The organism is Thalassotalea hakodatensis (assembly GCF_030295995.1).
GTDB classification, from domain to species: Bacteria; Pseudomonadota; Gammaproteobacteria; order Enterobacterales; family Alteromonadaceae; genus Thalassotalea_C; species Thalassotalea_C hakodatensis.
Map to the genome: position 1 here is coordinate 2,615,999 of NZ_AP027365.1, position 15,170 is coordinate 2,631,168.

The 15,170-nt window shown below is 37.7% G+C and carries 10 protein-coding genes; 8 read left to right on the forward strand and 2 right to left on the reverse strand.

Annotated features, from left to right (window positions below; translation table 11 throughout):
- The first annotated feature begins 3 nt into the window (after positions 1-3).
- From QUE72_RS11505 to QUE72_RS11525, 5 genes are all read left to right on the forward strand, one after another.
- On the forward strand, positions 4-558 hold the full coding sequence (locus QUE72_RS11505) for a cohesin domain-containing protein (RefSeq protein ID WP_286269131.1): 555 nt from the start codon (positions 4-6) through the stop codon (positions 556-558).
- Positions 559-986: 428 nt separating this feature from the next.
- Positions 987-3,548 carry a phosphoenolpyruvate carboxylase gene (gene ppc, locus QUE72_RS11510; RefSeq protein ID WP_286269133.1) on the forward strand — a complete coding sequence of 854 codons (2,562 nt, stop codon included), beginning with the start codon at positions 987-989 and terminating at the stop codon, positions 3,546-3,548.
- A gap of 251 nt (positions 3,549-3,799) precedes the next feature.
- Entirely contained in the window at positions 3,800-4,990 is a 1,191-nt protein-coding gene (locus QUE72_RS11515) for a serine hydrolase domain-containing protein (RefSeq protein ID WP_286269136.1), read from the forward strand.
- Between the two features lie 257 nt (positions 4,991-5,247).
- A complete protein-coding gene (locus QUE72_RS11520) occupies positions 5,248-6,045 on the forward strand; it encodes an acyl-CoA thioesterase (protein ID WP_286269139.1) in 798 nt (265 codons plus the stop codon).
- Positions 6,046-6,109: 64 nt separating this feature from the next.
- Positions 6,110-6,994, forward strand: a complete 885-nt coding sequence (locus QUE72_RS11525) for a dTDP-4-dehydrorhamnose reductase family protein (protein ID WP_286269141.1) — start codon at positions 6,110-6,112, stop codon at positions 6,992-6,994.
- 115 nt (positions 6,995-7,109) lie between these two features.
- On the opposite strand, the gene QUE72_RS11530 is transcribed toward QUE72_RS11525, so the two are convergent.
- A complete protein-coding gene (locus QUE72_RS11530; RefSeq protein ID WP_286269144.1) occupies positions 7,110-7,967 on the reverse strand; it encodes a LysR family transcriptional regulator in 858 nt (285 codons plus the stop codon).
- A gap of 238 nt (positions 7,968-8,205) precedes the next feature.
- On the opposite strand from QUE72_RS11530, the gene maoP reads away from it, so the two are divergent.
- The 3 genes from maoP (at position 8,206) to QUE72_RS11545 (ending at position 14,452) form a co-directional block, all read left to right on the forward strand.
- Positions 8,206-8,547, forward strand: a complete 342-nt coding sequence (gene maoP / locus QUE72_RS11535) for a DUF413 domain-containing protein (protein WP_286269145.1) — start codon at positions 8,206-8,208, stop codon at positions 8,545-8,547.
- 660 nt (positions 8,548-9,207) lie between these two features.
- Positions 9,208-10,257 (forward strand): response regulator, encoded by a 1,050-nt coding sequence (locus tag QUE72_RS11540; RefSeq protein ID WP_286269146.1) that lies wholly within the window; start codon positions 9,208-9,210, stop codon positions 10,255-10,257.
- A gap of 4 nt (positions 10,258-10,261) precedes the next feature.
- Positions 10,262-14,452 (forward strand): transporter substrate-binding domain-containing protein, encoded by a 4,191-nt coding sequence (locus QUE72_RS11545; protein ID WP_286269147.1) that lies wholly within the window; start codon positions 10,262-10,264, stop codon positions 14,450-14,452.
- Positions 14,453-14,496: 44 nt separating this feature from the next.
- On the opposite strand, the gene QUE72_RS11550 is transcribed toward QUE72_RS11545, so the two are convergent.
- Positions 14,497-15,123 carry a TetR/AcrR family transcriptional regulator gene (locus tag QUE72_RS11550; protein ID WP_286269150.1) on the reverse strand — a complete coding sequence of 209 codons (627 nt, stop codon included), beginning with the start codon at positions 15,121-15,123 and terminating at the stop codon, positions 14,497-14,499.
- Positions 15,124-15,170 lie beyond the last annotated feature (47 nt).

A 15,170-nucleotide genomic window follows, 5' to 3' on the forward strand; every position in this document is an offset into this window, starting at 1 on the left:
ACTATGAAATCATTTATTATTAGCTTGCTTACGCTCTTCACGTTAAATTGCCACGCAACCCTTATAGAACTTAAATTAGATCAAACATCGTATCAACAAGGTGATACCGTCACCGCAACGATTGTCGCTAAAAACTTTCCTTATACCTTAGGCGGGTTTGCAGGAGAAATGAACTTTGATGACAATGCATTAGCGTTAACAAGTTGGCAATTTGGTCAAGGCTTTGATGATGGCTTCGGCAGCTACTCTCATGCTGATGACAGTATAGATGGTTCACTTTATCTTGAAGATTATGCTGATTTATTTGCAGATGAACCCACCATCACAGCCATACAAGGTAATGAATTTGTACTTGCTACTATCGCATTCACAGCAGTAGGTTCAGGCCAACAAACTTTGTCATTGCTTAATGGTTTTGAAGTACTTAGTTTTGATAATACGATGTTAGATCAACTACAAGGCATGGCTATTACTTTTGATGTTACTTCGGTACCAACGCCCGCAAGTATTGCCCTGTTTAGTTTAGCACTGCTATTACTTCACAGAGTTAAACGTTAACTGTTCAGCGTAACGTTTATTTTTTCACTTGGTTTGTTACTCCTTAACAGGCCAAGTGAATATGTTTAATATGCATCAAACTGTTATCATTATTTTTCTGAACAACAATAACCTTACAGATTAATTTAACATTTTACTTTGTTTACACGTCAATTATTTGCTCATTCAATAAGTATTAGTCTACTTTTAACCAAGTTGGTTTAACGCATCAAATCACTATCTGGTTCAATTATCAGCAATAATTAGGATAGTTACCATAACGCTTTTAACGCCCAAAATGACGTAATTAAACACCACTTTTGGCTTTTTTATTTATACCAACTTTCAAAATAAACACAATTTATCAATATTTCGTTGGATTAATCAGGTTTTTTGCGTAAAGTAGAGAAATACAATTTGTTGTAATAAAATTACATTTAGGTGTTGATATGCTAGAAACAATTTCCAATAACGTTAGAAAACTAGGGGAAGCGCTCGGCCAAACCATCGCTAATGATAAAGGGCAGCAATGGGTTGATGACATTGAAGCTATTCGCCATCTATCAAAAGAAGTGTCTAACGGCAATGAACAAGCGTTAACCGAACTACAAGAAAAGTTTCGCGGGTATGACGCTGATGAACTTATTGTACATGCAAGAGCATTTAGTCAATTTCTTAACTTAGCTAATATTGCAGAGCAACAATACACCGCAAGTGACAAAGGCCTCGCAGAGCTCGACTTGCCACACCCACTCGACGACTTAAAAGAAAAGTTGAGCGATAAACCAGCACATATTATTGAAAAAGCAATTTCACAATTAGAAATTGAATTGGTGTTAACAGCTCACCCTACCGAAGTTAACCGTCGTACTTTTATTCATAAATATCATGAAATTGCTCAAGCACTCGACAATAATGAGAATGAACTAGGTGAACGCATTAATGAACTGATTGAACAAGCTTGGCATACACAAGAAATACGTAATAACCGCCCTTCTCCATTAGATGAATCGCGCTGGGGATTGAACACCATCAGCGATAGTTTGTGGCATGCTGTTCCTGATTTTGTTCGTGAACTAGACCAATTTAGCCAAGAAAAAGTAGGCAAGCCGTTACCTGAAACATGCGTGCCTTTAACGATGGCTAGCTGGATGGCAGGTGATCGTGACGGCAACCCGTTTGTTACCGCAAAATTAAGTGAGCAAGCTATTCTACAGGCAAGGTTAATGGCTGCTCAATTATACCTACAAGATTTTGAAACCTTATATTTAGAACTTTCTATGGGGAAAGCAACACCTGATTTAATTGAAAATGATGTCAATGAGTTAGGCCCATACCGACAAGCATTGAAACCTGTGATTGAAAAGTTACAGCACTCAGTATCGTTATTAGAGTCAAACAATACCGATGGTGCGATCGCAAGTTCTAATGAATTATATTTACCATTAAAACAGTGCCGAGACAGCTTATTAGCCGTTGGTTTAACACGCATAGCGAATTCTCATATCATCGATTTAATGCGAAAAGTTCAATGCTTTGGCATTTCATTAGTAAAACTTGATGTCAGACAACACAGTGAGCGTCATGATACGGCATTAGCAGAAATTCTAACGTCATTAGGTTTGGGTGATTATCTTCAATGGTCTGAAGAAGAAAAAATTCACTTTTTGTTGACTGAAATTAATAACCCAAGACCTTTGATCCCCAATAAGGCGTGGAGCCAAGAAACACAGGAAGTACTCGACACTTTTGACTTTATCGCTAAACAACCTAGGGAAGTGATGGGAATTTACATCATTTCTATGGCGAGTAAAGTCAGCGACGTTTTATTAGTAAACTTATTCTTAAAAACTGCCAATGTTTCTTGGCAAATGCCGATTGCTCCTTTATTTGAAACGTTGGATGATTTGAATAATGCGCCTAAAGTTATGGATGAATTATTAACAATAGATGCATACAAAAGTCGCTGTGATAACAAACACTTTGTTATGATTGGTTACAGTGATTCAGCTAAAGATGCAGGTGTATTGGCTGCCGCTTGGGGTCAATATCATTCTCAAGAAGCTTTAGTTAATGTGTTTAAAAACCATGACACCGTACTTAAATTATTTCATGGTCGAGGTGGTACAATTGGTCGTGGTGGCGGTCCAGCTCATGCCGCTATTGCCTCACAACCGCCAGGCACCTTAGAGGGCGGCTTACGTGTTACCGAACAAGGTGAAACAATTCGCTATAAATTTGGCTTACCTAGTCTCGCTGTCAGAAGCCTTCATTTATATGCCAGCGCAATACTTGATAGCTTAATTACACCGCCATTAACACCGAGCGATGAATGGCGAGAATTAATGGGTAAACTTGCCACAGAAAGTTGTGATATTTATCGTCATTACGTGCAAGAAGAGCCAGATTTTGTACGTTATTTTCGTCAAGCAACCCCTGAACAAGAACTTGCGTCACTTCCTTTAGGCTCTCGACCTAGTAAAAGAAAGGTTGATGGTGGTATAGAATCGCTTAGAGCGATTCCTTGGATCTTTGCTTGGAGTCAGAACCGACTAGTGTTGCCAAGTTGGCTAGGTTTAGGTCAAACACTCGCCAATGCAAATGAAAAAGACGCAAAAACCATTCAAACCATGTTAACCGAATGGCGTTATTTCAGAGCTCGGTTATCACTGATTGAAATGGTGTATTTAAAATCCGAGCCTCAAATTTCAGCGTTATATGATAAAGCACTTGTCGAACCTGAATTGCAAAATATTGGTGAAACATTAAGATCTCAGTTAGCCAAAGATAAACAAACAGTTTTATCATTATTGTCGCAAGAACACATCATGGAATCTGACCCATGGAATTTGAATTCATTCAAACTCCGTCAGCCATATTTATTACCGCTTCATTTGATGCAAATTGAAGTGTTATCACGCTTACGACAATCACCTGACAAAATAAAAAATGAACAAGTGTTAACCGTGACCATGGCAGGTATTGCTACGGGCTTACGAAATACGGGTTAATCATTATTATACTCAAGGTATTTAACTAGACTTGAGCGTTATTGAATACATTTTCAATAACGCTCTTTCACTATAAACTGACATTTCGACCTATATCAGCATCATCAATGACTTACCACCTCCCCTCCATTAACACTGAAAAATACATTTAACAATTTTGAAACATATTGCAACACCAAATATACAAGTCGCCTTTTTATTTTGAGTAACTTTCGGTATCATGCAGCGCTTTTCAACTAAAAAATAGTGCTATGTGGTTTAAAACGTTCACGGTCATTTTACTTATTTTTTCATCGCCCGACCTATTCGCGAGTGGGTTACAGTCACTGAATCAACATTTTTATAGCATAGTAAAAAAAGAGTTAACGCAACAGAGTGTGCCTGGTGCTGCTTATACTGTTGTAAAAGGTAACAACGTTATTGTTACTGAAACCTTTGGCTTTACAGACAAAAAAAAATCACAAAAAATAACGCCTAACACAGTCTTTCGCCTTGCATCTGTGTCAAAACCTTTTGCCGCTACATTGGTTAATATGCTTGCCGACGAACAAAAGCTAAGCTTAACTGACCCAGTAACCAAGTATGTTCCGCACTTTAGCTTAGCGACGCCAGAAGCTGCTGATAAAATCACTCTGCATCATATACTTAGCCATTCAACCGGTCTAATGCCCAATGCTTATGACAACCTACTTCATGAAAATTGGAGTATCGAAAAAATTATCGGACGCTTCGACCGCGTAACCCCTATCTGTGAGCCAGAGAAATGTTACGGTTATCAAAATATTGCCTATGGCATGTTGCAACCGGTGATCGAATCTACCACTAACACTTCTTATAAAAAATTATTAAATCAGCGTATTTTCGAACCACTAGCGATGAAAAATGCTTCTGTAGGTATTGATGTCTACCATACAAAATCAAATACGGCAAAACCACATGTATTAAGAAAGCGTGTGAACACTAAAAAATATGATAGTCGCGGCAAAGTGATAAAACGAAACATTTGGCGTACAGTAAAAGTAACACCCGATTATTACAAAGTTGCTACCGCAGCGGGCGTTAACGCCAGTATTTCTGATATGTCGCAGTGGTTAATAGCCAATTTAGGCCATGCACCTGAAATATTGCCTGACTCGATTATTACTAAAGTGACCACCCCACGCATCAAAACAAAGAAAGACTTACGACGCCTTTATTGGCGAGAGCACCTTGAAGATGCTCACTATGGCTATGGCTGGCGTATTTATCAATTTGATCAAATAAAGCTTATTTATCATTCTGGCTGGGTATCTGGCTTTAGAGCCGATATTGCTTACTCTCCTGAACTCGATCTTGGCTTTGCCATGTTAATGAATGCTGAAAGTAATAGTATTAATAAGCTTTCCACGACATTTTGGTCTTTGGTGTATGATCACTTTTTTCCTGATGTTATCGCTAACTAGAGCGTGTTGATCTTTCAAGTTTGTTTTTGCAGCAATTTGTTTGGTATTTATACAAGGCAGCGCTTGTGCCGTGTAGTTATTCTACTCAAATCAAGCGATAACATAGTAGAAATGCCAAATAGGTGCTGCCCGAAGGGTTCAACTAAACTCAAACAGCAAAGATCAACACGCTCTAGTTTCAATTTAATTCAGCTTTAAAAGCATCAACTTTTGCATTACACTCAACTCATCTGACCAGAAGAGTATAATCCATACATATGTTAATTGAACAGCTGTTTAAACCTTTTGACAAACAACAGGCACAATATGAAATCACCGTTCCTAAAAATTGGTCTCAAGGACGTACCATTTATGGCGGCCTTTCAGCCGCATTGAGCTACCAAGCAGCTGAGAACCTTATTGACGATGATAGATTAGTCCGCTCTTTCCATTGTAATTTTATTGGTCCATTAATGCCTGAACAACCCGTTCACATTAGCGCAGAAATTTTACGCTCAGGGAAAAATGTCACTCAAATCGTTGCAAAAGTAAGCCAAAATGGCCAGGTCGGTGTAATGTCTCAGGTATGCTTCGGAGTCGACCGTGACTCTGCGATACTGCAAGTGGCGACCGATCGCCACAACATGCCAGCACCGAAAAAGCCTAAATTTATTCCTCTTATTCCCAAAGTTGTGCCTAAATTTGTTCAACACTTTGATTATACCTTTCATAAAGGTGATTTATCGGTAACCAAAAGCCAAGATCCTGTTTTACATGGCTGGACAAAGTTTTCGACAGCACCCAAGCAAATGAAAATTGCACATTTGATTGCATTAATGGATGCCCTTCCACCCACTATGTTACAAATGATCCGTTTACCTGTTCCTGCAAGCACCATGAGTTGGAATGTAGAATTTATAAATCCAGAGTTAATACTTCAGGGTAATCAATGGGTGGCTAGTCAAACAGAAGCGCACCATATTCGAAATGGTTATGGACATGAACAAGCAAAATTTTGGCATGAAAACGGCCAATTACTCGCCATATCAAAACAAGTGGTAGCAGTATTTGGTTAGGGTGGTTTAATCTCATATCATTGTTATAATGAAACACCTTAAATCATCAAGGTAAACTCTTGTTATGACGAAAATTATGATCACAGGTGCAACAGGCTTACTGGGCCGAGAACTTGTTAATACTTTATCTGAACATCACGACATTATCGCTACTGGGTTTTCTCGTGCTAAACCGCCAATAGCTTCACTCGATTTACAAGATCAACAAGCGGTTGCCAACTTTATCGAAACTCACCAACCAAACGTTATTATTCATGCGGCGGCAGAACGTAAGCCTGATGTATGCGAAACAAATCATGAGGCAACCTTAAACTTAAACGTTGCAGCATCTCAACATTTAGCCGAGTGTTGTTTACAGCATAATATTCGCTTTATTTTTATCAGTACTGATTATGTCTTTGATGGTGATCATGCCCCTTACCAAGAAAATGCCACGCCTCGTCCACTTAACTTTTATGGCCAAAGTAAACACCAAGCAGAAAAAGCCGTTTTATCAGTAAGTGAACAACACACAATTATTCGCGTACCTGTTTTATACGGCGAAGTGCAAACGTTAGCCGAGTCAGCTATTACAGTGATTGCCGAGCAAGTTATAGCATCATCAGAAACTGAACATGACCACTGGGCCATTCGTTATCCAACGCACGTTCAAGATATTGCACTTACGATTAGCGATTTAATTGCCCTAGCTTCATCGCAATGTCATGGAATATTTCATGTTAGTGATACCACAAAATTAACCAAATTTAATATTGCTGAAATAATCAAAACACAGTTTTCTCTAGATGATAAAACATTAACCCCTTTATCTGCGCCATCAGAAACAGCAAGCAGGCCGTTTAATTGTGCGCTAAAAGACACGCGTTTACATGCATTAGGTATTCATCATACACGTGATTTTACCGCAGCAATATCGAAGGCTATCGCACCGCATATTAGGGTCTGTTGATTTTTCGTGTTTATTTTTCTGGCACTTGCTAGATGCGAGCCTAAACGCTTTAGCTTGTTTTTATTGGTACAACAAGAAAATAACCACAGGCTATAATGCTGAAGATAATGTTCTTCTAGCACGACCGATTACGTATAGCATCAGCCCTTGATTGATTAAACAAGGTTTTCCAGTCGTCAATTAGCTGTTGGTGGTAATGATTCTTTTTATACACCATGTAAATTGGTCTGGTTATTTGGAGGGGGGATTGTACTTCAAATAAATGTCCGTCTTTAACAAACTCAAGGGTTAATTCGGTCGGTAAATAACCAAATCCCCCTTTTGATAACATCACTTCTAATGCCATCATTGCTGTTGACGTTTTAAACGTTGGCACTAGCTTATGATGTAAAGCATGTTCTTTATTGAAAGTAATGCCCCAGTCAACGTAAATATAATCATCTTCTTCCGAATTAAAACGACTGCGACTTCCCACAAGTGATAAATCAAAATAGCCAATTAATTCATTGATGAAATCATCGTCTTTTATTGGATCCGTAAGTAAACCAACATCAACTGTATGTTCGTCAATTTTCCGTTGTATTGCTTCTCGTACTGAAATTTCTGTACTCAGCGAAACGTGTTCAAATAATGCTAAAGCATCAAGAATACGTGAACTAAAAAACGCATCCCAAACATTAGGTGTTGCAGCAACGTTAAATGCAACCTTTTGCTGATCAGCAATCGATAATGCCACCTTTGACTGGGCCATTTGTTGTACCATTAATTGCGCGTGAGACAACAGCACTTCGCCAGATTGCGTAAGTCTTAAATTATTTTTATCTCTGATCAGCAGCTGTGTACCATAAAACTCCTCTAGTTGTTTGATCCTCGCACTTACCGCTGCTTGTGTAATATATAGGTTTTCTGCTGCTCGGCCAAAATGCTTATTTTCAGCTACTGAAATAAAGGTTTTAAATACACGAATATCCATAAATGCATCCAATGTTAGCAGTATTATTGCAATGTAAATAAATCTTGTCTTCACGACAAATATTTTTTGTTTTTAAATAATCACTTTTTTACATACATTTCACGTAACCAATAATCACCGTATCAATGTATAGCAGTGTTATATAACTTAAGTAAATTATCTTTCGTTTATACCACTAAAAAACACCACTAATTGAGTCACAATAGCCCTTTGTCGTTGTGACAACGAAGGAGTATTTATGAATACCACGATTAGAAAAGGTAAAGTACCATTTTATGGCGATCATGTGTTTACACATGGTATTTCTCGTAGCGGCTTTTTTAATAAACGAGAATCAGAAGAGTTACTCATGTACGGACATACGCTTTCGGCATTAGCTAACGGCACTTTAACGCCTGAAAACGCAGACGAACACTTGTTTATTGAACAAGTATCATCTACCGAACTTGCGACATGTTATTTAGCAAAATTATGGCAAAAATACTTAGCTTCTGTCATGAAAAGTAAGATGCATCACGGTTTTGCTAAAAGCAGTGCACGAAGCACTTTCTCACAAAGTAATGACTTAGAATTTGCTTAACACTAAAGGCAATTTATTTCAAAACATCGCAAGACTGGTGACCAACATAACAGTTTTGCGATGTCTTTCTGCGTAGCATCAACCACCCTCAATACTATTTTTAACTAAAACATGATTTATCAACAAAACAGTGCAATTGACTAATTGTTAACATCAATACTGGTTCCGTTGCTTTTTCACGAGTATTTTTGCAGCCGTTTATAGGTATTTAACCTGAACTCGAGATAAGAAGTTAGCTAATCAATTGAAACGGTAGCTTTTATTTATCACACTGTTCTAGCACGGAGTTTTTTCTTAGTGCAAGGCAAATTTGTGCGTCAATAACGTGTCTATTGCAAATACATTTAACGCAGGAATAAGGAAAAACAGCTGCTAGAAAGTAAGTTGTTATCTCGAGCTCAGGTTATTTAATCAAGGTATTGCGATTAATGTGTGAATATTTCACATGAAATAACCATGCGACATTACTCACGCCTTGAACAAAAAATGTTTAGTTCGAACAAAATTTAATCTCAAAAGTTCCTAGACTTTTACCCAAAAAAAAGTAATCTGTAAACAGCCTTTAAAGTACTTGAGCATGAAAGATTTATCACATGTTCTATGCTAACGCATCTTGTGGCTTGATATTGTACATGGACAAACGTAGTAAAGGAGTTGTTGGTGAAAAGTGGACGCGATATACACATTCTGATCGTTGATGATGTATCAGACAACATTCAAGTTGCCATGAATGTACTCAAAGAAGAAAGCTACACCTTCTCATTTGCCTTAGACGGGCAAGAAGCACTTAACTTAATACAACACACCGATTTTGATTTGGTTCTTTTAGACATTATGATGCCTCATGTTAATGGCTTTGATGTTTGTAAAGCAATCAAAAGCCAGCCGAATAAAAAAGATATACCGGTAATATTCTTAACAGCCAAGGCTGATGTTGACGCCATATCAACAGGCTTTGATGTGGGGGGGGTTGACTACATTACCAAGCCATTTCATGCGAATGAACTGCTTTCACGGGTAAAAACACATGTAGAACTGTCCACTGCACGAAAAGCATTACAGAAACACTCAGAAGAGGTTGCCAACAAAGCTAAATTACAAGCGGAACGACTCGTACTTGAAATTGAAGAACACCAGTGTGAAATGATTTACATTTTAATGGAAGTCATGGAGTCAACTTCTGATGAAACCGGACAACATATTCGCCGCGTTGCTGAAACTTGTCGGTTGCTCGCTCAACATGTGAGCTACCTTAGTGACACAGACGTAAATACAGTATTTCTTGCATCACCAATGCATGATATTGGTAAAATAGCCATTCCTAAAGACATTTTACATAAACCAGGTAAGTTAACCACTGATGAAATGACGATAATGAAAACCCATGCTGAAAAAGGGTATGAATTATTGAAAAACTCAAAACGACGTTTAACAACAGCCGCCGCAATCATTGCTCGTGATCACCATGAAAAATGGGATGGTTCTGGCTACCCAAGAGGATTATCAGGGGAGCAAATTCATATTTATGGTCGCATAGTCGCACTTGCTGATGTATTTGATGCTTTAACGCATAAACGTCAATACAAGAATGCCTGGACCGTTGAGGATGCCGTAAACTATATAAAAGACAATAAAGGGGTGCATTTTGACCCCATGTTAGTAGATATTTTTGTTGAACACTTACCTGAATTTCTTGAAATAATGCACTAACATTATGCTATTTCGCGCTATAAAACTGCTGATTATCGTTGTATTTTTTTCAGTTTCACTCACTCAAGTAAGTGCTGAAAGTAATCAACAGATCACGACTAAGGTTTCTTTATCCGAGGCTGAAAAACAATGGTTAATCAACAACCCAGTAGTCGTTGTTGGTGGAACTCCAGATTGGACCCCGTTCAACTTTAGTGATGTTCAAGGACAATGGCATGGTATTGCCAAAGACTACCTTGATCTCGTTGCTCAATACACAGGGCTTAATTTTAACGTAGAAATAAACCCGTGGCATACCAACTTAGCTCTAATTCAATCGGGTGATGTTCATATTTTAGGGTCTGTTTATAAAACCAAAGAAAGAGAGTTATTTCTAAATTTTTCAAAACCTTATTTTTTTGCATTAGATTATTTTTTTATTAGAAAAGATTTAGAAGTATATGACTTATCAGACCTCAACGGTAAACGTGTAGCACTACCTAAAGGTTATGCACATCAAAAAATAATAAAAACACACTTCCCTCACATTAAGATTGTTGAAGTAAACACCTTCGGTGATGCCATTGACGCGGTTTTAGAAAATGAAGCGGATATGTTATATGACACATACGGCGCTTTAATTTACACCTTAGAAAAAGAAGGAATAAATACTATTGTGCCATTTAAGTCTACACGGCATATAGGAAAAAATCCGATCCATATTGTCTCACATAAAGACCACCCTGAGCTTGCTAGCATCATTCAAAAAGGGCTAGATGCCATTACCGTTGAGCAACATCGGCAAATACAGCTTACTTGGTTTTCACCGCCTACGGATACTGTTCTAAAAATACCGTTAACCACTGAAGAGCAACAATGGTTGGCTGAAAATCCAACGGTAAATGTTGCAGGTAATTTCAGTTTTCCTCCTATTGATTACACAGAACAAGGTAAACCTGTTGGCTTTGCCCATGATTTATTAACCCTGATCACTCAACGTACTGGCTTGCAATTTTCAACAATAAGTTACCCATGGACAGAGGCATTACGTAATACAAAACAGGGCAACGCACACTTACTACCAGCCATTTATCAAACCCCCAAGCGTGATGAAGATTTCATTTTTTCAGATGAGTATTACAAATCTCTCGATTACTTTTTCTCAAAAAAATCGTTAGACATACGGAAAAATAACACGTTAGCAGGCCTGACAGTCGCAATAGTGAAAGATCATGCAGCGAGTTCGATAATCAAAAAACAATACCCAAAATTAACGATCGTTCATAAAGAGACATTACGAGAAGCAATACAAGACGTTCAAGAAAATAAAGCAGACTTAGTTTATGATGGTTATAGCGCGATTCAATATCATATTACCAACAATGGCATTGTTAACTTTATTGCACAAAGACCAATCGCTGGCACGCAATCTACGCCGTTAAAAATGGCAACAACAAAACAAAACGGTCCGTTAATTTCCATAATCAACAAAGCCCTAGCCTCAATAACAAATGATGAACGAAACCAGCTTCTTAATAAGTGGTCATTAAGTACTACAAATAACTCAAGATTACAAAAGCTATCTTCATTAACACTTACGCTTGAAGAAAAACAATGGTTGCGTGATCATAAAACATTAAGTCTAGCGATAGATCCTAACTGGATGCCGTTTGAATCTATCAATGAACACCAGCAACATATCGGTATAGTGCCTGATTACCTTTCAATTATCGAAGAATTACTTAATATCAAATTTAAACGACTTCCAACTAAAAACTGGCAAGAAAGCAAAACATTTCTGTTAACAAAAAAAGCAGATATTGGTACCGCCGCTAATACTTACAAACCGCTTGAACATTTACTTTTTACAGACAGTATTATCAGTAGTCCTTTTGTCATCGTGATGCAAAATGAAGAAAAATATATTGATAACATCACCCAAATATTAAATAAGCGCATCACCCTGATTAATGACTACTTCAGTACACAAGATTTAATCGACCGATTTCCTGATAAAAACTTTCAATTAGTGGATAACGCGGCACAAGGGCTTGATGATTTGTCATCAGGTAAAACAGATGTTTTTATTGCATCGCTAGCCCAAGTAAACTATTTAATCGCAGAGCAAGGTTACAGTGGCTTACGTGTTGTCGGCAAAACTACTTACAACTTACCATTACGTTTTACCATTCAAGAAGAATTAGCACCACTGGTGCCTATTATTAATAAAGCATTAAAAAGCATCAGCACGGCAAAAAAACAACAAATAGTTGATAACTGGGGAAACAAAGAACCAATTATTCGCACTAATTACCAACTTATTTTTCTTGTTCTCATTATTGCGAGCCTAATAGTTATCATTATTTTTCTTTGGAACAGACGATTACAACAAGAAGTACTGTTGCGCACAAAAACACAGCAATCACTAAAACAAAGTGAAAGAAACTTATCTGTTGTCATCGATAATATTCCCGTCATTGTTTTTGTTGCAGACAGGCAAAGTAACGTTTTATTAATGGCAAATAACCATGCGATTGATGAATTAAATATTGATGAAGATAACCTTGGAGCCTTCTCTAGTCATCAATTTTATCAAGGTGACATTGAGAATGTCCATGATGAGCAAGTGACAATATCAACGTTAAAAAACAACACTATCGAGGGGTTACTTTCTGTTATTCCCATTCGGTATCAACACAAACACGCCCTGTTATATATTATTGTAAATCTGAACGAACGTGTTGTTATGGAGCGAGAGTTAGAACAAGCAAAAACTAACGCCGAAAATGCCAATAAAGCTAAATCAGAGTTCCTTGCTAATATGAGCCATGAAATTCGCACCCCAATGAACGCTATCATTGGCTTTACTGAGCTTCTCTATGAGCAAATTCAAGACAATAAATTAAAAGGCTTTGTTAAAACCATCAAGTCTGCTGGCAGCTCATTGTTACTGTTAATCAACGATATTTTAGACCTTTCAAAAATTGAAGCAGGTAAACTAAGCATCTCCAAAGACGTATGCAACCCACATAATATTTTTGAAGACATCAGCCAAGTGTTTACCATGAATGTGCGCCAAAAAGGCTTAGACTTTATGCTTGAGGTTGATGAAAAAATTCCGCATTCGTTGTTACTTGATGCCACTCGCATTCGGCAAATTTTATTTAACCTCGTAGGCAATGCTGTAAAATTCACCGATACAGGCAGCATTACATTGCGCGCCACAGCTGAGAATGAAAACAGCATTCATAGCACGGTTGATTTAAGAATTGACGTTATAGACACAGGCATTGGCATACCTGCCGATACAGTCGAGCATATTTTTGAAAGTTTTCAACAGCAAGAAGGACAAAGCGTTAGAAAATATGGCGGAACCGGTTTAGGGCTAACCATTAGCAAAAGATTAACTGAGCTAATGAATGGCAAAATATCTGTGCAAAGCCAAGTAAATAAAGGGTCGTGTTTTTCAGTTTATTTAAGAAAAGTCGATATTTGCGCGATTGAGAATAATCAACAATCAACATCGGTTAAAGCCGCTGATAAATCTATTGTATTCGATAAAGCAAAAATATTACTCGTAGATGATATTCCTGACAATCGTCATCTATTAATCGAAATATGCAAAACATTAGCAATTGAAACACATGAAGCTTGTAATGGTTTAGAAGCGGTCAACGCTGTAAAACATCAAACATTTGATTTGATTATTATGGATATCAGAATGCCTGAAATGGATGGCTATCAAGCAGCAAATATTATTAATAAATCACACCCTAAACTGCCAATTATTGCTCTAACGGCTTCCGTCATGCGTGATGATTATGAGCGTCAGCGCCGAGAAAACTTTACCGGATATTTAAGAAAACCAGTACTAAAGCAAGAGTTAATCAATGAGTTAAAGACACATTTACCTTATCAAGAGTTATCAGCCGATAAAGAAAAATCAAGTGATAATGTATTTAGCAAATCATTATTACAGCACTTACAAGTAACCTATTTAACTAGTTGCCAGCAATTGATGCAGAATAATAATTTGAATGAAATTTCACAATTTTCTCAAAAGCTGCAACAAACAGCCGAACATTACCAAAGCGAAGCTTTACGTCATTTTAATGCTGATCTTCAACAAGCGGTTGATAGTTTTGACGTGACAGAAATAAAAGCCTGTTTACAGCAGTTTTGCCAAATGTGCCGCATGGATGATAACCCGCAATAAAATAGTAAATTAACGCTTTTTCAGCTTTACCCGCAACCTGTCGGTTATTTTTCCTCAAATGGCAATAACAGCGTTTTCATCGCAGGACGTAACGCAAGCAAAATACCTTTTTTATCAAGTGAAGGATTTAGTACTCTGCGCAACAATAACCCACCAATCATAGAAAACATTACCTCTATGCGTGCATCTACTTCACGCTCAGTTGCCTTTTTTAACGCACCTCTACTTCCAACGAGTAGCTTACGCATTTCGTGTCTTGCATGTGTATCTGACTGTTGTAATAAACTTGCAATTTTATCATTGCGCGCCGCTTCCGATAACATTTCTAAATGTAAAGCCTTACTCTTCTCAGCATTAGTATGACGTTCAACGGCTTCATCTAAACTGTCAACCAAGATCGCGATGAGATCGCCTGGCTTATCGCCAAATTCTTGAAACAATGAGATCATTTCTTCCATATCTCGTTGAATAATTGACTCAATAATCGCTTCTTTACTCGCGAAATAATTATAAATATGACCCGCGCTCATACCGGCTGTTTTTGAAATTTCAGCCATACCTGCGCCATGATACCCCTTTCGTTTAAAACATTCAGCTGCCGCACATAACACTTGATTTCGTCTGGTTTCAGCTAACGCAGGATCAGCATGCTTTTTAGTTTTTACGGTCATAACCACTCCACACTTTTAAGTGCTTAAGTGATGCGTATTGTTCTGCA